Source organism: Paenibacillus sp. AK002, from assembly GCF_053903045.1.
The window spans coordinates 1,581,915-1,601,050 of record NZ_CP096377.1 but is presented as its reverse complement, the minus strand read 5'-3'; the positions used below and the strand labels follow the sequence as shown (position 1 = coordinate 1,601,050).

Sequence of the window (19,136 nt, the reverse complement as noted above, 5' to 3'; positions counted from 1 at the left end):
AGCCTTCTCCCCCATTCCTACAAACAAATGAACTTTCTGTATATATCGGATATCCAAGCCAACATAAAAAGCCATCTTTCAACTTTGCCCACGTCCGTCTAAATCGGTCGTCCCCAAGGTTTACGCAATAAACCTTGGTATCGTGTCAAATTTTTGAAAAATGGCTCTTTTCATGTTTTCTCTATGCCAGCAGATAGTCGTCAATGCTGGTATGCGCATAACCATGAGCTGCCGCCACGGCTCCATAGGTCACTTTGCCTCCGATGACATTGATGCCCTTGGCCAGCGCCTTGTCATGGCGGGCGGCAGAGCGGATTCCTTTGCTTGCTATTTTCAACCCGTAGGGTGCCGTTACATTGGTCAATGCCATGGTGGAGGTACGGGCTACGGCGCCCGGCATATTGGCAACGGCATAGTGGATGACGCCAAACTTTTCATAGGTCGGATGATCATGGGTGGTGATCCGGTCGATCGTCTCGATCGAGCCTCCTTGATCTATCGCCACGTCCACGATGACCGATCCCGGGCTCATCTCTTTCACCATCTCTTCCGTGACGAGGCGCGGAGCCCGGGCGCCGGGAATCAACACCGCACCCACGACGAGATCGGCAGCCTTAACCGTTTCCGCAATATGATACGGATCGGACATGATCGTTTTGACCCGCCCTTGAAAGAGATCATCCAGCTGACGAAGCCGGACGGGATTAATATCAAGAATGCTGACGTCCGCACCGAGTCCCAGCGCAATTCGTGCCGCATTGGTGCCGACGATGCCGCCTCCGATGACGGCGACCTTACCAGGTGCAACCCCCGGGACGCCGCTTAGCAGCACGCCTTTGCCGCCATGCGCCTTCTCCAGGAAATGCGCCCCGATCTGAATGGACATTCTTCCCGCCACTTCGCTCATCGGGGTCAGCAGCGGCAAGCTGCCATCCGCCAGCTGTATCGTTTCATAAGCAACGGCGCTCACCTTACGGTCCACCAGCGCTTTGGTCAGCTCCGGTTCGGGGGCCAGGTGCAGGTAAGTGTATAGAATCATTTCCTCCTGGAAGTAGTCATATTCCTCCTGCAGGGGTTCCTTTACCTTCACCACCATCTCGGCTTTCCAAGCCTCCGCAGCCGTTGCAACCACTTTGGCTCCGGCCGCCTCATAATCTTCATCGGTAAAACCGATCCCCAGACCGGCTCCGGATTGTACAAGCACTTCATGCCCGGCATTCCTGAAACTGATAACGGTACCCGGCGTCATGCCTACGCGGTTTTCGTTATTTTTGATTTCTTTGGGAACCCCAATAATCATTCCCATGGCCTCCTTCGTGGTCAGCTTTGCCTATCTAATTGCATTGTACCCATTTTTACCCAAACTGTGTACCTGTCTAAGGTCAGGGATTGTCCATCCGAATTTTTATCTATATATCCGTAGTATATGCCGGGACAAGAAGAACGACATAAAAAAAATCACTCCCGGCAGACGGATTATAACGGATTTTTGTCCGTTATACCATCCTCTGCCAGAAGTGATACCATACTTGCGTATACATGTAAGACTTGCCTTCGCTGATGTGCAATCAGCTTACACTTTTTCGCGATCTTTCCCTTTATCGGATTCACCTGCGTTTTTATTCGCTTTCTCCCGATCGAGCTGCATCTCCTCCACCGTTTTCACCTTGAGTCTGGCTGCTCCTTCATACGAGCGGGTCGGGATCAGATTGCCGGCCGCCAGGCGTTCCTTCGCCTCGGCGATCGAAGCCGAATACTGAGGAAGCCATGCTTCACCGGCTACCAGCATTTCATCGACCAGCTGCCAGATTTCCTTCGGATTGCATACCGCCCCGATCAGCGGATCCATCATAAACGCCTGCCGAAGCAGCTTGTCATCTCCATGAACCGCCGCTTCAACCGCCAGCCGTTGAACGGATATGCTTACGCTGCATACGGCAGCCGGGCCAAGAGGCAAATTCCCGACAAGCGGCATGGAAATGCCGTTGCGGTCAACGTATCCCGGTGCCTCGATGACGGCATCCTCCGGCAGGTTAGCGATAATGCCTTCATTCACAACATTAAAGTGTCCCCGGTATACCCTGCCGGTCTCCAAGCCTTCAATGATGTAGGAGCCGTGCTCCTCTCCCCGGTGCTCCGGCTTGAATTCCATTGCCGGATCCTTCATCCAGTTCGGGAAATCGGTCTCGAACCAGTTGCGCCCCTCGGTGCAGACTCGCAAATACCCGCCCGTCTCTCCGTTGATCCAGCTGCTGAGATCAATCCACTCCGTAATTTCCTCCGGCCGTTTGCGGTACCAAGGCACGTATTCGCTTAGATGGCCGTTGGATTCGGTGCTGTAATATCCGAAACGACGGAGCATATCGATGCGGACCTTCTCCGTCCTGCTGTATTCTGGATGGCGCTCGAACGCCTCCAGCAGCCCGGCCGTCAAGTCCTTGCCTTGATGCGAAGCTTGAATATACCAAGTCTGATGATTGATTCCGGCACAGACAATATCGACGTCCTGTTTCTTTAAACCGTAAACCTCGGCAATCTGGTGGTGCCCATGCTGCACGCCATGGCATAAACCCACCGTCCGTACGCCTCCATACTGATTGCATGCCCATGTCAGCATGGCCATCGGATTCGAGTAATTCAGCAGCAGGACATCGGGCGCGCACACCTCGCGAATATCCCGGCAGATGTTCAGCATCTCGGGGATTCCCCGCTGGCCGTACATGATGCCTCCTGCGCAGAGCGTGTCGCCCACGCACTGATCGATGCCGTATTTTAGCGGAATGTCCACATCCGTGCGGAATGCCTCCAGACCGCCCACGCGGATGGTGCAAATGACGTATTTGGCATCCTGCAGTGCCTGCCTTCGATCCGTGGTGGACTGGATCGCAATCGACAGCCCGTTCTCATTAATGTCCCGCTGACATAATTCCGAGACCATCTCCAGGTTATGCCGGCTGATGTCGGTGAAAGCGACCTCGATATCACGGAACTCCGGTACGGTCAGCAAATCGCGCAGAATCCCCCGGGTAAAGCCGATGCTTCCCGCTCCGATAAAAGCAACCTTAAATGACATTTTATCCTCTCCTAAGCTACTAATTAGATTGTACCCATTGTAGCAATGGAGGGGCGGTAAGCGTTATCAAAATCATGACCTCTTGGACCCTTCGGAGTCAAAAATCCTCACTTCTTATCTTCGACATCGTCTTCACCGTAGTTCCAGGCATTCCGGTCTTTCCGAAGACGATATTCCACCGGCGTGCTGCCTGTATACTTCTTGAATAACATATGAAAATATTGCCTGCTGCCCACACCCACATAATCCGATATTTCATGGATGGGGATATCCGTCTGCTCCAGCAGCATCTTGGCCTTTTCCATTCGGATCGTTGTCAGGTACTCGGTTATCGTCCTGCCTGTCCCTCTACGGAATACCCGGTGCAAATAGCCGGGATGCAGATTCACTTCCGCAGCTACGTCCTTCACCTGAATCTGGCGGTCATAGTTCTGATGCAAATAATCGACGCTGCGTTTAATATAGAAGTCGCTCTGCTGCATGTCGCTGCGTTCTCTTTCTTCATACAAACGGGCGATGCATACCAGCAGCTGTATAAACAGCGCATGCGTCATCATCCTGCCGTCGGTACCTCTCTGATCGAGCTCAAGCACAAGGCTTTTCAGCACCGGATATACCTCCTCCTGATCAGCCAGCACCAAATAGCGGAACGGCCGCTTTAAGAGAAAAGATACCTCTTCTTCTTCTCCGACGATATGCCTTAAAGATGGCGCCTTCCCTTCACTTTCCATAAAACCGAATTCCACGTTCAGCATTCGGCATGAGGCGGCCTGATCCACGATTAACCGATGCGGAACACCGGCATCCAGCACCATGAATTCTCCTTTCTTCAAAATGACGCTCTTCTCCGTATCGCCTGCCTTCACGTCAATCCGGCATACTCCGGAAATCATATACATGATTTCGGTTGAATCATGCTGATGGTAGGGCATTTCATAATTCATCCACTGTTTATAATAATAGGCATAAAAGCGCGGGACATAATCCCCCTCTTCCAGCATTTGCTGAAACAAGCTGCCGTTCACAACCACTCCTCCTCCCCTTTGTCATAAGCAGAACAGCATTCGGTTTATAGTAAACGCCCATCGACGCCATAAACTTACAGAACTCGGTGACCACGGCTACGCGCATATAAAAAAGCCTGGCCCTTAGGCCAAGCTTATCATCATTATGGCAGTGGTGCTACGAGATTTTGAAAGCGGAGACGGTATGGTTCAACTCTTCGGCAAGCTCGGCAAGCGATTGTGCCGTTGCAGCCGATTCCTCGCTTGTAGCCGCCGTTTCCTCCGTGGAAGAAGAGATCGTCTCAATCGCCGTCGCCACCTCTACAGCCTGGGCCGCCTGCTCCTCGCTGGCGGCGGCAATATCCATGACTTTGCCTGCCGACTCATTCACCATGTTTGTAATATGAGAAAAGGCTTCGCCGGCTTTTTCCGTATGGATGACGCCCTGATGCACCGCCTCCACGCTATCGGCCGTATTCTTCTGCATGCCTTTGATAATGTCGGCAATCTGCTTCGTGGCTCCTCCGCTTCGTTCGGCAAGTTTGCGCACCTCATCCGCCACCACGGCGAACCCTCTCCCTTGATCCCCTGCGCGTGCAGCCTCGATCGTGGCGTTGAGCGCAAGCAGATTGGTCTGCTTGGCGATATCGTCGATTACCTCGATGATTTCGCCGATCCGCTGGGAGTCTGTCTCTAGCTTGGCAACATGCTCGCGTATCCGATTCATGCCTTCCACCGACTGCTGGACGATTCCGCTGCCTTCCGCTGCAATCCCGGAAGTCTGGTTCACGAGCTCGGACGCTGCCGATGCATCGCTTGCAACGGAATTGATGGCATTGGACCATTCCTGAAACAATTCGCTGACCGTTTGCACGGATTCAGCTTGGCTGCTGCTGCCCACCGCAAGCTCCTCGGCACCGGCCGACAGCTGCTGCGAAGCGGCGGCAACCGAGGATGCATTCATATTCACTTTGCCTATCATTTCCCTCATACTCTCCAGCAGTTGAGCGAATACCCGGGACAGCGTTCCGATTTCATCCGCCCTGCGAAGATAATCCGCGGGAACCTCCTTCGTGAAATCTCCCTTGGACATGGATTCGCCGATCGCTACAGAAACGCCCAGCGGTTTCACGATGGATCTCGTTAACAGGATTACGATGGCCGCCAAGGCTGCCAAGGTGATCACGCCTGCCGCTATGATGGAGATGATCAAGGCATCCGAATTCGCCGTAATCTCGTCCATCGGGATAATGATGGCAGCCGACCATGGCGTTTCGGTCAATCCGGTCTTAATCGGCGTATACAGCTTGTACAGAGCGGTGTCTTCCTCGGTATAGACATCCCCTTCCCGAATGGCATCCAGTATGAGAGGAACCGTCTTGCCAGGATAGGCTTCTTCCAGCTTCTGTCCCATCAATCCGTCCTCCGGCGACGTTACGATCACGCCGGTATTCGAATAAATATGCGCATACCCCGTATCAAATAATCGGAATTGCTCCATGACGCTTTGCAGATGTGCGAGGGATATATCGACGCCCACTACGCCGACGGTCTTGCCGTTATCGATAATCGGCACGACGAGCGACGTCATCATGACATCCTCGTTGCCTACTTTGAACTCGTACGGATCCATAATGATCTCTTTGCCGCTGTTCTTCGCCAGAAGATAGAAGTCGCCTTCCCCTTCCTGCTCGTAATCCTCTATAATCGAACGCTCCAGACCTGCTTCCGTCCTTGCCCAGTAGGACATCATGCGTCCCGAATGATCGCTGCCGAGTTTGTTTCGGTAATCGTTATCCCGGCCGTCAAAAGCATCCGGCTCCCATAACGTCCAGATTCCTTTCCAGGACGGATTATCCTCCAGGTTTCTTCTCAATATTTCATTAACGGCTTGACGATTCGTTGTGTCGGTCTCTTTCATGCCAACGAAGCTTACGGCCAAAGTACGTGCAGAGTTCATGACATCGTCAAGCTCGGCCTGAACCAGCGCGCCGATCTTCTCACTCGTTGTCACTGCAAGCGTCTTGGCCGAATCGAGAGCTTCTTCCGTTGTCGTCATGCTGATATAGGTCATCATGCTGCCTAAAAATATTGTGATTGCTCCCAAAATAATAAGCAGCATGCGACTTTGAAGTTTCATCGCAAACAAAGATTTCCATCGTTTCATTATGAGTCACCCTCGCTTCTTCCGGCTGTTAAATCATTCCACTCTTCTTCAAGCTGCGCCAAAACTTCCTCAATCTCTTCCCGTGACAAGAGATCATCGACGCCATATTCAAATAGGTCCTTTGTCATGCCGCGAGTTACCACCCTTCCTACTTACAGACTATATCCATCCAGTAACATAAGCATATACACTTGCTTACCGTTCGTAACCGAAATTCTCTTGCGTGCTCACGCAAGAATTTTGCGGGATGCCTTTGCGGTTTATTGTCGAATCTCTACGAAATGAATAGGAATCATGTCGAAACATGCTTTTTTGATATCGTCTGAACTTATAGAAAAAAAGACCGAGTTTATCAGCTCATCTGGACAAAATCGGAATCCGACAGAATCCCCATTTGCTTCGCTTTCAGCGCAGCCTCTATGCGTGACTTCACATTCAACTTTTGAAACAGGTTGGTTAAGCAGTACTCCAGCGAACGCTGGCTCATAATAACCGTCCCCGCAATTTCCTTATTGCTCTTTCCCCGAGCGATTTCCTTGAGAATGCTGTATTCTTTATCGGTTATAGACTGGGCTGCCGGCGCACCCGCCGTCCGTTCCGGGCCATTCGCGGTCACGCGGCGGAGCTGCTTCACAAGTGTCAACGGAAGAACCACTTCGCCTCGCAGCGCACACCGAACGGCCGTCACCAGCTGCTCTTTGCCTGACGTTTTCGAGACAAAACCAGCCAGTCCCGCCTCCATGATCAGGTTAAAATGATTACTGACTTCAAAGCCCGTATAGATCAGCATCACCGCGTTCGGGGCGATCCGGAGGATCTGCTTGGCCAAGTCGATTCCGTTCATCCCCGGCATATGCATATCGATCAGCATCACGTCAAAGCGCTCCGTATTGACCAGTTCCAGCGCGCGCTCCGGCGTATTCGCAAGCTTGACGAACATATCCTTTTCCTGTTCGAGCAGCACCTTGGTTCCCTCCATCACCGAGGGATGGTCATCCACCAATAAAATATCGATCTTCATAACCCTCATGACTCCTTTAGTCTGGTATCTTGTTTGCTGCTTTGCCGGTATCCATGCTTACTTTGCCGTTATCGATATATAGACAGCCAGCCCCCCGCTCTCCGATGAGTCGAACTGGATTTTGCCGTTCATGCTTCTCACCCTTTCCTTCATGCCGCCGATTCCCATACTGTTGAATTGATCCGGCTTCTGGCTGGGATCAATTCCGACTCCGTTATCTTCATAACTCAGATTGACCTCATCCGACTGGGTGGACAAACGAAGCTTTACCTCCGTCGCATTGGAATGCTTCGTGGCATTCGCCAGCAGCTCCTGAACGATCCTGTACAACCCGATCAAATGGTCGTCACTGATATCATCAACGAAGTTCGAGCAGTCGAACTGTATGGAGTAATTGGTGCGGAGCTGGGTGAATTCAAACAATGCCTCAAGCGAACGTTCCAGCCCCTCTTCCTTCAGCAGCGGTGGGCGAAGCTCATTGCACGTAATTCGGATCTGATAAATGACATCCAGAAGCCCCTGCTCAATCTCCTCCAGCTGTGGACGCAGATGTTCCGGCAGATCAAGATCCGATGTAATCTGATTCAATTTCCTGTACCAGATAATCTGTTCCTGGAGCGCGGCATCGTGAAGATCCTGGGACAGTCGCTTCCGCTCATTCTCGGAGAGATGCAGCATCAGCCGCAGCAGCCACAGGGGCATGATCTGCTGTGAGGATCCCAGCTTCTCCAGCTCCCTCGTCAAGTCCTCAATCACGCGAAAATTATCGTACAGGACGCTTGCATAGCGGGTAATCGTCTCCAGCCATATTTTCTTGGCCTGAATCAGGAGCAGCGGAGCCTCGCCGCCGATGCAGACGATGCTGCTGTCCCCGTTCATCTCCCCGATCTTGACGAAATATCCGTCGCACGTCTCAAACAGCTTGCAAAGCGGAACATGCTCGGGACCGCATTTATGGATCGAATGAAGCACCCTTTGCGGCAGTTCCTTGCTGCCGCCTTGAATCTTGATATGCAGGCTGTGGTGGTTGATCCGGATCAGGCTCACCCGGTCCGTTCCCAGCACTTTCCTGATCTCCTGCACGATCCGGGCGTTCAATTCGCTGATCTTCACCATCCCGAACAGATCGGAGGAGAATTGATCCAGGCTCATCTGAAGCCTGAAATACCGGTCCTCGCTCTCCCGGACAAGCCGCTCTGCCGCAATCCGCTCCCGTTCGGCCTGCTTCTGTTCCGTTACATCCCGAATAATGGTAAGTGCCGTATTATCGCCTATATAAGGGATCGGCGTCGTGATGGCCTCGATATCGATGATCGTTCCATCCAGCCGGACCAGCTTATTTTCCGCGAGCTCGGAGGTAGTACCGCTTTTGTACACATGTTCAACCTCAGACGCCACGAACTCGAGCTGGTCGGAAGGAATCACGTCCTGGAAGGAGGTGCCGTCCAATTGCGCGATGTCCGTAATTCCCAATAAGGATAAGCCGGCGGGATTCGCATAAATGTAAGAAAAATCGGAGTGCAGGAACATCGCGACCGGTGCGATATCCAGAATGTGGCGGTTGATACGGTCGCTCTCCATCAGAGCCCGTTCCGCTGATTTGCGGGCGGTAATATCCTCGAAGAAAATTTCAATGGCGTCCGATTCCTCGTCATACAGGGCCGTCGCCACGACATCGACCCGCTCTCCGTCCACCCGCTTTATGGATAACTCCTCGGGAACGACCCGCCTGCTGCGAATCAGCTGCGTGAGCCGTTTGCGTGCCCACTCCTCATAGGGATCAAACACCCAGTCCCAAGGATCGGTGCCAAGGATATTGTCGGGTTCAGCGGCACCAAGGATCCGAAGTCCGGCGGGATTCACGTACATCAGCTTGCGTTCTTTGCACACTGCGATGGCAATAGGCGATAATTCCACGAGGCGGCGATACCGGTTCATGCTTTCCTTGAGCGCCTGCTCCATCTTCTTGCATTCCGCCATATCATACAGCGCCTCTTCCATGCGGAATCGGGTGGTGATGTCAATGGCAATGCCATCGGTCCGGACGATTTGCCCGGACTCATTCATCGTCGGAATCATTTTCACCTGAACCCAGCGTACGTCGCCCTCCGCATGGAGGATGCGGTATTCGGTATGAACGGCCTCGCCTTGCCGAAGCTTGTCAACCAAGGATCGGAACAGCGCCATATCCTCGGGATGGATCATCGTTTCCCAGGAGAGCCCGTCCGAGAAATCGCGATGCGAATAACCCGTGATTTTATGAAAAGCCAAGGATGTATTTTGTATGATCCTGGTGCCGACATCGTACGACCAAATCCCGACATCCAGCGTAAGCAGCATATCGTCAAGCATGCGGAACCTGCTCTCGGCCATGTCCAAGGCCCGATGGCTTAACTTCCGTTGATAGCCACATCTGTATAAGATAATCAAAAAAAGAATTGTCATGGCGGTCAACACCAAAACGGTTGCCCCCAAGAAGTAGCTGTGCATGATGTTTGATAGTCTCCTTATGAAGCATACACGCAATTCACGACAGGGCTTTGCGTTACGCCGAATGCAGGCTGCGGGACGCCCAATGGCAGCCATATCATTTATCGGCAGATCCTTCACAAATGCGAAGATCAGGAACTAAGAAATTTTATGTCACGTTTCTGAGTGTCATATCTGCGAAAATACACGAAGCGCCAGTGGTCCTATGCATGTGCATGCCCTAAGTGAAAATGGTCGATCGAAGTACATGCCAAGATGACAGACTACGTATCAAAGGGGGGGTATTGCGTGTCCAGGAGGGTAAGCCTGTGGAGATACTCCCGTTCCTTGTCTCTTGCCAAAATAAAAGCTCGAAGCCGTTTCTCGCTTCGAGCTTTCCATAAGCTTTCCATAGCTAACCTTATGCCAAATCCCACTCGGAATGGATCTTGGGCACATCCGATATCAGCTGCTGCGTATACGGATGCTGCGGATTCAGGATAACCTCTTCCGCAGGTCCGCGCTCCACGACTTTCCCCTGTTCCATAATATACAGCGTATCGCTTACATAATAAGCAAGCCCTACGTCATGGGTAATAAATATAATTGTCATGTTGTTCTCATCCCGCAGCTTCAAGAGCATATCAAGGATCGTGGACCGCGAGCACGCATCGACCATGGAGGTCGGTTCATCCGCAATAAGCAGCTTCGGATGAAGCATGAAAATCCGGGCGATCATCAAGCGCTGCATCTGCCCGCCGGACAATTCGAACGGATATTTATTGTGCAGCTCTTCGAATTTTAGATTGACGAAGGAACACGCTTCCTTCATCTTGCGGAATTGCTCCTCCTTCGTCAGTTTATCTCCCTGCAGCTTAATGCAGTCGAGCAGCAGCTTCTCGACTTTGTAGAACAGGTTGAACGAAGAGAACGGATCCTGGAAAATCGCCTGAATGTTCTTCCAATAGCGTTTGCGGTCTCCATGCCGCTTCAGCCGTCTCGGCTTGCCCATATATTCAATCGTCCCGCTGCTCTCTTTCAGCAAGCCCATGATCATTTTTGCCAGCGTCGTTTTGCCGCTTCCGCTCTCGCCGACAATCGATATGATTTCGCCTTCATGAAAGGTAAAGCTGACATCCTCCACGGCGGTTGTCTTCTGCTTCCCATATCCGAACACCTTCGTGAGGTGCTCTCCCCGAATCAGTACGTCATTCCCCTTCATTCGCATACCACTCCTTAAGCACATCAGGCTCCACGATGCACCGATAGATTCGATCCCCCACGGTCCGGGACGTTATCTTGCCCTTCCGGCAGGCATCCTGCACATAGGAGCAGCGGTCGGCGAACCGGCAGCCCTCCGGCACGTTCTTCAGATTGGGCGGGGTCCCCGGAATGGCGGCAAGCTTATGGCCCTTCATGCCCTCCTCGGGCACGATGATGGAGCCCATCAGCTTTTTCGTATAAGGATGGATCGGGTCAAATATCATTTGCTCTGCGGTTCCCCGCTCCACAATTTCCCCCGCATACATGACGATGATGTCATCCGTTACATGATAGAGCAGCGGCAGCTCGTGCGTGATGAAGACAAGGGATTGGATAAAGCCGCGGTCCAGCAGGCTCTTCAGCAGCTTGATTACCGCTTTCTGCGAGGTTACGTCCAGAGCCGAGGTCGGTTCGTCCGCAATCAGCACTTTCGGATTCAGAATGGTGGAAATCGCGATGACCGTTCTCTGCTTCATGCCCCCCGACAGCTCGTTCGGATAGGAGTTCAGCACCTTGGTCGACAAATTCAAGGTCTCGAACCGCTCCGCCGCCATATCCCACACCTGCTTCTTGTTCAGCTCGGGGCGGTGCTCCTTCATGATATCCTCGATGAATCGAATGATTTTGAGCGTAGGATTCAGGGCATTCATGGCCGCTTGCGGAATATACGATATCTCTCTTCCCGACACCCGGGAACGAAGCTGTTCCTTGCCAAGCTTCATAATGTCCGTGCCGTTGATGACAATCGAGCCGCTGCCGAAATGCAGCGGCGGAAAATAGAATCCCATCAGGCTGAGGGCAAGGGTCGATTTGCCGCAGCCGGATTCGCCGGCAATGCCAAGCGTCTTCCCCTTCTCGAGCGAGAAGCTCACGCCGTCTACGGCATATACATGCTCCTTCAGCCGGGTACGGTAAAAGGTTTTCAATTCGTTAACTTCCAATATATTTGTGCTCAAGGCCCCATCAGCTCCTAATCTTCGGATTGAATATTTCATCCATGCCGGTGTTCATCATGTACAAGGAGAAGGTGATGATGGCGATGGAAATCGCCGCCGGGATAAAGGCCCACCAGGCCCCGGCAACCGGCGCTTCGAAGACGAGCGCCCAATTCATGATGATGCCGAGGGAAATCGTGTTGTAAGGGCCGAGTCCCAGCATCGAAATGGAAGCCTCGGAGAGAATGCCCGATGCCGTCTGCAGCACGAAAGCCATCACGACATAGGAGGCGATGTACGGCAAAATCTCCGAGACAATGATGCGCGGCGTGCTGTACCCGGATATTTTCGCGATGTTCACGTGATCCCGGTTTCGCAAAGAGGAGGTTTGCGCCCTGACGGCCCTGGCCGTCCAGGGCCAACTGGTGATGCCGATGATGACCGCCGTGACAAACGAGCTGCGCGAATCGATGCTGACCGAGATCAATATCAGGATGACAAAGGAAGGAATCACGATGAAAATGTTGGTGATCGCGGTCAGCAGATTATCGATCATGCCTCCGATATAACCTGAGGCTAACCCGATCACAAGGCCGATCACGGTAGCAAATACGCCGGCTATCAGCCCCACCTGCAGGGAAGTCCGAATGCCGTAGATCAATTCAAGAAATAAGTCCCTGCCGAAGTTATCCGACCCGAGCAGCAGCTTCGAGTCCGGCGGTTGATATGCCAGCGCGATCATTTCCAGCGGGTCATTGCGGTTAAAGAGCGGGTAGATCAGCACCATGCCGATCATGGCCAGCAGCATGCAGGCTCCGAACATAAACTTTGGCGATTTGATCAATATGCGAAAGGAACTGTTCATATTATTGATCCTCCATCTGAGCTGCCTTGATTCTCGGATCGATCCAGCCGTAGATTAAGTCAATCGTAAAGTTGGCCAACAGCACAGCCAGGGCGATCAAGAGGGTGCAGCCCGAAATTAACGGATAATCGAGCTGGCGGATCGCCGTGAACATCCAGGTTCCGATTCCAGGATAACTGAACACGATCTCGCAGATCAGAGAGCCGCCCACCATCGTGCCGATGGATAACGCCAGTCCCGTTATCTGGGGCAGCATGGCATTCCGGAATACATATTTCGCGATCTTGGAATCCCGTATCCCGAGCAGCTTGCTGTACAGCACATAATCCGAATTCAGCTCATAGATGGACATCTCGCGCATGCCGATGGCTTGACCGCCGATGGTCACCAGCACGATCGACAGGAACGGAAGCGTGTGATGCCGAAGCACCGAAGCGAAGAATTCAAAGCTGAGCGTCGGCACCATCTGATAGTCGTAGCCGCCATGCAGCGGAAACCAGTTCAGGGACAGCGCGAACACGTACAGCATGATGATGGCCAGCGTGAAGAACGGAATGGAATTCACGAATAAAGCCACCGGAAAAATCACTTTATCGAACACGCCCTTGCGGTATGCCGCAACGGCGCCAAGCACGTTGCCGATGATCCAGCCAACCAGGATGGCCGGAAGCTGGAGACCGATCGTCCACGGCACTGCCGAGGCCAAAATCTCCGTGACCGGTTTCGGATACAGCCCGAACGAAGTGCCCAGGTTGCCGGTCGCCAAATTTTTCAGATAGATGAAGAATTGTTCCCATAAAGGCTTATCGATGCCGAACTCCACGAGAAAGGTCTCATAGACCCGCTTGATCGTATCGCTGTCGGTCATCCCCTGCGTCATCTCGGACACGATCATGCTGACCGGATTCCCCTCAATCATCCGGGGCAACAGAAAGTTTAGCGTAACGGCGATTACCAGCGTCAGAAAATACCAGAAGAACTTCTTGACGATATATTTTCCGTAAACACTCAAGCAGCTCACCCCCATGAATCGCACCTTCGAATTTGGTGGAAAAGAGACCTATATCAGGGGTGCTAATCCGCCAATACAGGTCTTCGTTCATTGAGTTATATCGCTCAGTTATGAATCTGATACAGCGACTTGATGCCGGCCCCATCCATTGAAATTTGAGGAGGGATGTTGCTGCCGTCCCCTTCGGTCGGGAAGCCCTTCCAGACCGATTCATTAACCGTATCGAATACCCATGGACGATACATGAGCGGAATCGACGGAATATCCTTCAACCAGATTTGGGTCAATTCGGTGTAGAGCGCTTTCAATTCGGCTTCGTCCGAAATGGTAGGAATCTTCTCGATGATGGCATCCGCCTGATCGTTCTTGTATCGGCCCCAGTTGTAGAATGCCATTTCGCCCATTGGCGCAACGCCTTTGGAGTACATGATGGTCATGGCGCGGTTCCACGGCTGGCTCGGGCTGACTCCGCCCGCAGGCGTGTTCATGATAATGTCGAACTTGCCGGTCTGAAGATCATTGGTCCATACCGGCGCTTCCGGGAATTTGGTCCGAATCTCGATGCCGATCGCTTTCGCGTTCTGGGCGACGATCTCAAGCGCCGCATTCCAATCCGACCAGCCGTACGGACACTCAATCTCAAACGGACCCAGTCGGGTACCGTTCAGAACGCGGATGCCGTCTTTCCCTTTCGCGGCGCCGATGGAATCAAGCAGCGCATTGGCCGCCTCCACGTCCGTTGTCCACTGGAGCGGTTTGATGGCCGCCTGGTCCACATATTTTGCTTCGGCCTCCGTATTGAGCGTCAACGACGGCTCCATCGGGGCGGAGTAGCCGCTGATGGCCAGCTCCGAGATTTTGCCGTAGTCAATTGCCATGGCAATCGCTCTGCGGACATCCGCATTGTCGAGTCCTTCCTTCGTCATGTTGAAGAAAATCGACGGCATGGAGCCGGGCACATAATAAGGCGCCTCTTTGATATAGGTTTTGACCGGAGCCCCGCCTTCCCACATTTTCCATACCTGCGGAATAAACTGCTGCGATACGTCGACCTGGCCGCTCTTGAATGCCAGATCGCCCGCGGCATTATCTTTATAGATGACATGGGTGATGTACTTTGGAGCCGGCAGCTTGCCGAAGAGCGCCTGGCCCCAGTAGTTATCGTCCCGTATAATCGTGATTTTCTGGTCATTGTAAAAATACATTTTATATGGCCCCGTTCCGATCGGGTCCTCGTTGACTTCCTTCCGAATGGTGGCAAGATCGTTATTGGCTTTCTTCTCGACCTCTTCCCAGACATGTTTGGGCAGCATCGGCATGATCTCAATGCTGTCGAGCACCGTCAACTTGTTCGGATTGTCTTTATTGAGTGTAATGTTTACCGTTTGCGGTCCGTCTGCCGTTACGTCCTCGATGTACGTCCAGAAGCTGCTCCAGTTGATGTCATACTTTTTGCCAAGCTGGTAGGTATAGACGACATCGTCGGATGTGAACGGCTTGCCGTCGCTCCATTTGGCATCCTGGTTCAGCTCGATCCGCAAATTAAGATCGTCGGTCCATTCGTACTTGGTCCCAAGCAGCGGCTCTAACTCGCCTGTGAGCTGGTTGACCATAAACAACGTTTCATACACCAGTTCCCTCGAATTTCCGTAGTTGATCGGAAACGCCGGGTTTCCGCTAAGCAGGTTGAAATTCGTGGGCGCTCCCCATTGCAAGCCGTTCACGTAAAGCGTTTCGTTTCTCGGCGTTGCTTTCGCATCGCCCTGCGGTGCCGGTTCTTCGCTTCCTCCGGGCGTCTTAACTTCTTCATTAGGCGGAGGTGTTTCTGATGCTGTCGGCGGCGGCGTCACGCTTTGGCATCCGGCGACAAAAAAAGACGCGGCCAACAATAGAATGAACATGGGTCTCAGAACGATTTTCAGCTTCACTTGTGAACCCTCCCATTCATGGAAATGTGTTCTCACTTAAGTGCTGAGTATCCGAGTCGAACATCGGTTGTCTGCAAGCGCTTTCTTGATGGATTTATATGTGCCTCTGTTCAATCTGAGTACGAATTATTTTTTTTGTCATTTTTATTCAAGCCTCAAGGATTTTTCCATTTGACGTCGAACTTGAATGGACATGGTAATCTAGCGGACGATCCGATACTCTTCAAAGGGGTGGGCCTACTGCCTGTGATCAAAGATGTTTTGCTGCAGTTGTTGTTTGCATTGATGCCTTTTGTTGCATACAACATCTATTACAGAAAACTGACAGTCAACTATTCCCGTAATTTCATCATTGTCATTTGTTCGCTGTGCATGCTGCTGTCCATGACCTTTGCTTCGTCTGTCCAAAGCGGGCTGATCTTTGACGTGCGGTATGTCATTATGTTCTTCGGCATGCTGTTCGGAGGGTTCCTGACAGGGGCAATTCTGCTCGTGGAATTTCTAATCTACCGGTTGTACATTGGCGGATCCGGCATGATCGACGCCATTATAATCTTGATCTTTACGTTCCCGCTGTCCGTTCTGCTGTCATTCCTGTATCACCGAAGCAAACACAAATTATGGATCATTTTTATAGCCGGCATCAGCTTCTCGGTCCTTCCGCTCCTGGTGCTCTATATAACCAAACCCGACTACATCATGAATTACTTTGTTTTTAATATTTTTGCCATGCCGGTTCATAACTCGCTCGGGATATGGCTTCTCGTGACCCTGTTTAACAAATCCGTATCCGACAAGGAGCTATATCTGCGGTATATCCAGAATGAAAAAGCCGAAGCCGTGAATCATGTCGCCGCCTCCCTTGCCCATGAGGTCCGCAATCCGCTGACCACCGTGCTGGGGTTCCTGCAATTGATCAAAAGCGGTACGTTCCCTCCGGAAAAGACCGAACGATTCCTAGAAATCAGCATGGAGGAAATTCGCCGAACCGAACAGATCTTGTCCGAGTACCTCTCGATCAGCAAGCCTCACTTGCCGTTTCAGCAGCGAATCGAGCTTGCCGCCCAAATCAAGTCCGTTGTTGAGCTTATGACTTCATATGCCAATATGAGCAACGTCACCCTCAGCACGGACTCTCCCCAGTCTAACCTCTACATTTCGGGGAGTCCCGCAGAGCTCAAGCAGCTGCTGGTCAACTTTATTAAGAATGCGATCGAGGCGTGCAAAGACGTCGACAACGGCATGGTCAACATTACCGTCTATGAAGAAACGGAGCAGGTGGCCGTGGAAATCAAGGACAACGGGATCGGCATGACACCCGAGCAGCTAAGCCGTCTCGGTTCGATCTACTATTCCACCAAAATGAGCGGCACCGGACTTGGGCTCACCTTCTCCTATCAAGCCATCCGCGCCATGAACGGAAGCGTCTCGGTACGAAGCTCGCCAAGATCGGGAACCGTGTTTCTCATCACGCTCCCGCGCGCGAAACTGAACCCGTAAGAGATGACGCACGAGGTCCGTTAACGAAAAAGAGAGGCGTCTTTCCGGGCGAAAGAGCGTCTCTCTTTTATTGGGCTTGCAGCATAATTTCTTTAGCCTCAAAACTTCTGTTGTTTTTGCTTATGTTCAACGGCTTTTTTAACGTGATGCGGATAAGATCGCCTTCCTTTAGCTCATCCAGCGTGATAGCTCCTCCTCCACTTGCCTTCAGGGAAGTCGCTTCGGTGACCAGCACCTCACAGTGGTACCCCTCATCCGTGTGATTCTTCCGGTTACGATTCACTTCGTCGGAGCAGTCCACGGCAATCCTGTCGTCTTCCAGCGAATAAACCGCGGACTCGAACACCGTTACATTACGGGCACATCCTGCCGTTAACAGGAATAGCAGGCACATAAATAGCCTCAGCTTCATACCGCAAACCTCCATATACCTGCTTAAGCAGTTTTCATAAACATAAAGCGACAGGCACGAGTCATCATTAAGTTTAGTGTAACATCGGCCCGTCCATTGCGCTTCAAAAAAACGCAAGGAGCGGGGAGGATCCCCTGCTCCTTGCGTTACTTTCGTTCATCCATTCTTCCTTACTGGTATTTAGGAAGCCAGTCTCCGTGCGCTTCGATCAAGTCGTCGCACAGGCTCTTGATGTCATCCATGGACAATTCGGCGGCCGTATGCGGATCCAGCATCGCCGCATGATAGATATGCTCCTTCTTGCCGGTTGCCGCGGCTTCCAGCGTCAGCAGCTGGGTGTTGATATTGGTGCGGTTCAGCGCGGCACACTGCGGAGGCAGATCGCCAACATAGGTCGGCGTCACGCCGCTGGCATCGACCAGACACGGAACCTCGACGCAGGCTTCCTTCGGAAGGTTCGTGATCAGTCCCGTATTCATCACATTGCCGCCGATTTTGAACGGTTTATTGGTCTCGATTGCTTCCAAAATGTAGGAGGCATATTCATGGGAACGGTTGTGCTTCAGATCCTGGTTGTTGACCAAATCCTCGCGCATCGCCTTCCATCCCTCGATTTGGTTCACGCAGCGCCGCGGGTATTCATCCAGCGGGATGTTAAAGCGTTCGATCAGCTCCGGATAGTTGCGCTTGATGAAATACGGATGATATTCGGCGTTATGCTCGGACGATTCGGTAATGTAGTAACCGAAGTTCAGCATCATCTCGAGACGGACCATATCATGGTGCTTCTCCTTCTGCTTCTCCGCCGCGCGCTTCTTGATTTCCGGATACAGGTCCACGCCGTCCTTCGTTACCTCAAGCAGCCATGCCATATGGTTGATGCCGGCGATTTTGGCCTGCACGCCTTCCTTGTCTATTCCCAAATTATCGAACAGATGCGGGATGCATGCCTGAACGCTGTGGCACAATCCTACGGTTTGCACGCCGCCCAGCGTGTTCATGGCATTGGTCAGCACTGCCATTGGATTCGTATAGTTGAGGAACAAGGCGTTCGGACAAACCTCCCGCATATCAGCCGCGAAATCCAGCATGACCGGGATGGTACGGAGGTTTCGGAATATCCCGCCGATTCCCACGGTGTCCGCTATCGTCTGTCTTAGCCCGTATTTCTTCGGAACCTCGAAGTCCGTGATCGTGCACGGGTCATAGCCTCCAACCTGAATCGCGTTAATGACGTATTTTGCTCCGCGAAGCGCTTCCTTGCGGTCGCCGTATGATTTTACGACACAGGTGCTGCCGCTGGTTTTCTTTATGTTATTCAGCATGTTCTCCGAGTCTTTCAAACGAACGGGGTCAATATCAAACAAAGCAAGTTCAAATCCCTGCAAAGCCGGCGTCTGCATGCAATCACCCAGGACGTTTTTGGCAAATACGGTACTTCCTGCTCCGATGAATGTAATCTTAGACATCAATAAATGCCCTCCTTA

General features: G+C 52.2%; 15 protein-coding genes. 1 reads left to right on the top strand and 14 read right to left on the bottom strand.

The features are described from left to right. Positions 1-181 precede the first annotated feature (181 nt). The 12 genes from ald to M1D70_RS06675 form a co-directional block, all read right to left on the bottom strand. On the bottom strand, positions 182-1,300 hold the full coding sequence (ald, locus tag M1D70_RS06730) for an alanine dehydrogenase (RefSeq protein WP_009591645.1): 1,119 nt from the start codon (positions 1,298-1,300) through the stop codon (positions 182-184). A gap of 273 nt (positions 1,301-1,573) precedes the next feature. Next, the gene (gene melA / locus M1D70_RS06725; protein ID WP_456289493.1) at positions 1,574-3,073 is read right to left on the bottom strand and encodes an alpha-galactosidase; all 1,500 of its coding nucleotides are present in this window, start codon (positions 3,071-3,073) and stop codon (positions 1,574-1,576) included. 107 nt (positions 3,074-3,180) lie between these two features. Beyond that, a complete protein-coding gene (locus M1D70_RS06720) occupies positions 3,181-4,098 on the bottom strand; it encodes an AraC family transcriptional regulator (RefSeq protein WP_375120680.1) in 918 nt (305 codons plus the stop codon). Between the two features lie 157 nt (positions 4,099-4,255). Beyond that, on the bottom strand, positions 4,256-6,244 hold the full coding sequence (locus tag M1D70_RS06715) for a methyl-accepting chemotaxis protein (protein ID WP_456289492.1): 1,989 nt from the start codon (positions 6,242-6,244) through the stop codon (positions 4,256-4,258). Continuing rightward, on the bottom strand, positions 6,244-6,372 hold the full coding sequence (locus M1D70_RS06710) for a hypothetical protein (RefSeq protein ID WP_009591659.1): 129 nt from the start codon (positions 6,370-6,372) through the stop codon (positions 6,244-6,246). Before M1D70_RS06710 ends, M1D70_RS06715 begins: the two co-directional genes overlap by 1 nt. Before the next feature lie 224 nt (positions 6,373-6,596). Next, positions 6,597-7,265 (bottom strand): response regulator, encoded by a 669-nt coding sequence (locus M1D70_RS06705; RefSeq protein ID WP_433938798.1) that lies wholly within the window; start codon positions 7,263-7,265, stop codon positions 6,597-6,599. Between the two features lie 57 nt (positions 7,266-7,322). After that, positions 7,323-9,638, bottom strand: coding sequence for a sensor histidine kinase (locus tag M1D70_RS06700; RefSeq protein ID WP_456289491.1), 2,316 nt, complete (start codon positions 9,636-9,638; stop codon positions 7,323-7,325). Positions 9,639-10,155: 517 nt separating this feature from the next. After that, positions 10,156-10,956, bottom strand: coding sequence for an ABC transporter ATP-binding protein (locus M1D70_RS06695; RefSeq protein WP_009591620.1), 801 nt, complete (start codon positions 10,954-10,956; stop codon positions 10,156-10,158). Then, positions 10,943-11,953: an ABC transporter ATP-binding protein gene (locus tag M1D70_RS06690; RefSeq protein WP_015733868.1), complete on the bottom strand. Its 1,011-nt coding sequence runs from the start codon at positions 11,951-11,953 to the stop codon at positions 10,943-10,945. The genes M1D70_RS06695 and M1D70_RS06690 overlap by 14 nt, the downstream gene beginning before the upstream one ends. A 7-nt stretch (positions 11,954-11,960) precedes the next feature. Then, positions 11,961-12,797 carry an ABC transporter permease gene (locus M1D70_RS06685; protein WP_009591588.1) on the bottom strand — a complete coding sequence of 279 codons (837 nt, stop codon included), beginning with the start codon at positions 12,795-12,797 and terminating at the stop codon, positions 11,961-11,963. Position 12,798: 1 nt separating this feature from the next. Continuing rightward, positions 12,799-13,809, bottom strand: a complete 1,011-nt coding sequence (locus tag M1D70_RS06680; protein WP_085981266.1) for an ABC transporter permease — start codon at positions 13,807-13,809, stop codon at positions 12,799-12,801. A gap of 104 nt (positions 13,810-13,913) precedes the next feature. After that, entirely contained in the window at positions 13,914-15,737 is a 1,824-nt protein-coding gene (locus M1D70_RS06675; protein WP_456289490.1) for an ABC transporter substrate-binding protein, read from the bottom strand. 246 nt (positions 15,738-15,983) lie between these two features. On the opposite strand from M1D70_RS06675, the gene M1D70_RS06670 reads away from it, so the two are divergent. Then, entirely contained in the window at positions 15,984-17,237 is a 1,254-nt protein-coding gene (locus M1D70_RS06670; protein WP_009591665.1) for a sensor histidine kinase, read from the top strand. A 67-nt stretch (positions 17,238-17,304) separates the two neighbouring features. On the opposite strand, the gene M1D70_RS06665 is transcribed toward M1D70_RS06670, so the two are convergent. Then, positions 17,305-17,649, bottom strand: a complete 345-nt coding sequence (locus M1D70_RS06665) for a hypothetical protein (protein ID WP_456289489.1) — start codon at positions 17,647-17,649, stop codon at positions 17,305-17,307. Positions 17,650-17,819: 170 nt separating this feature from the next. Next, positions 17,820-19,118, bottom strand: coding sequence for an alpha-glucosidase/alpha-galactosidase (gene melA / locus M1D70_RS06660; RefSeq protein ID WP_096775269.1), 1,299 nt, complete (start codon positions 19,116-19,118; stop codon positions 17,820-17,822). Positions 19,119-19,136: the final 18 nt, after the last annotated feature.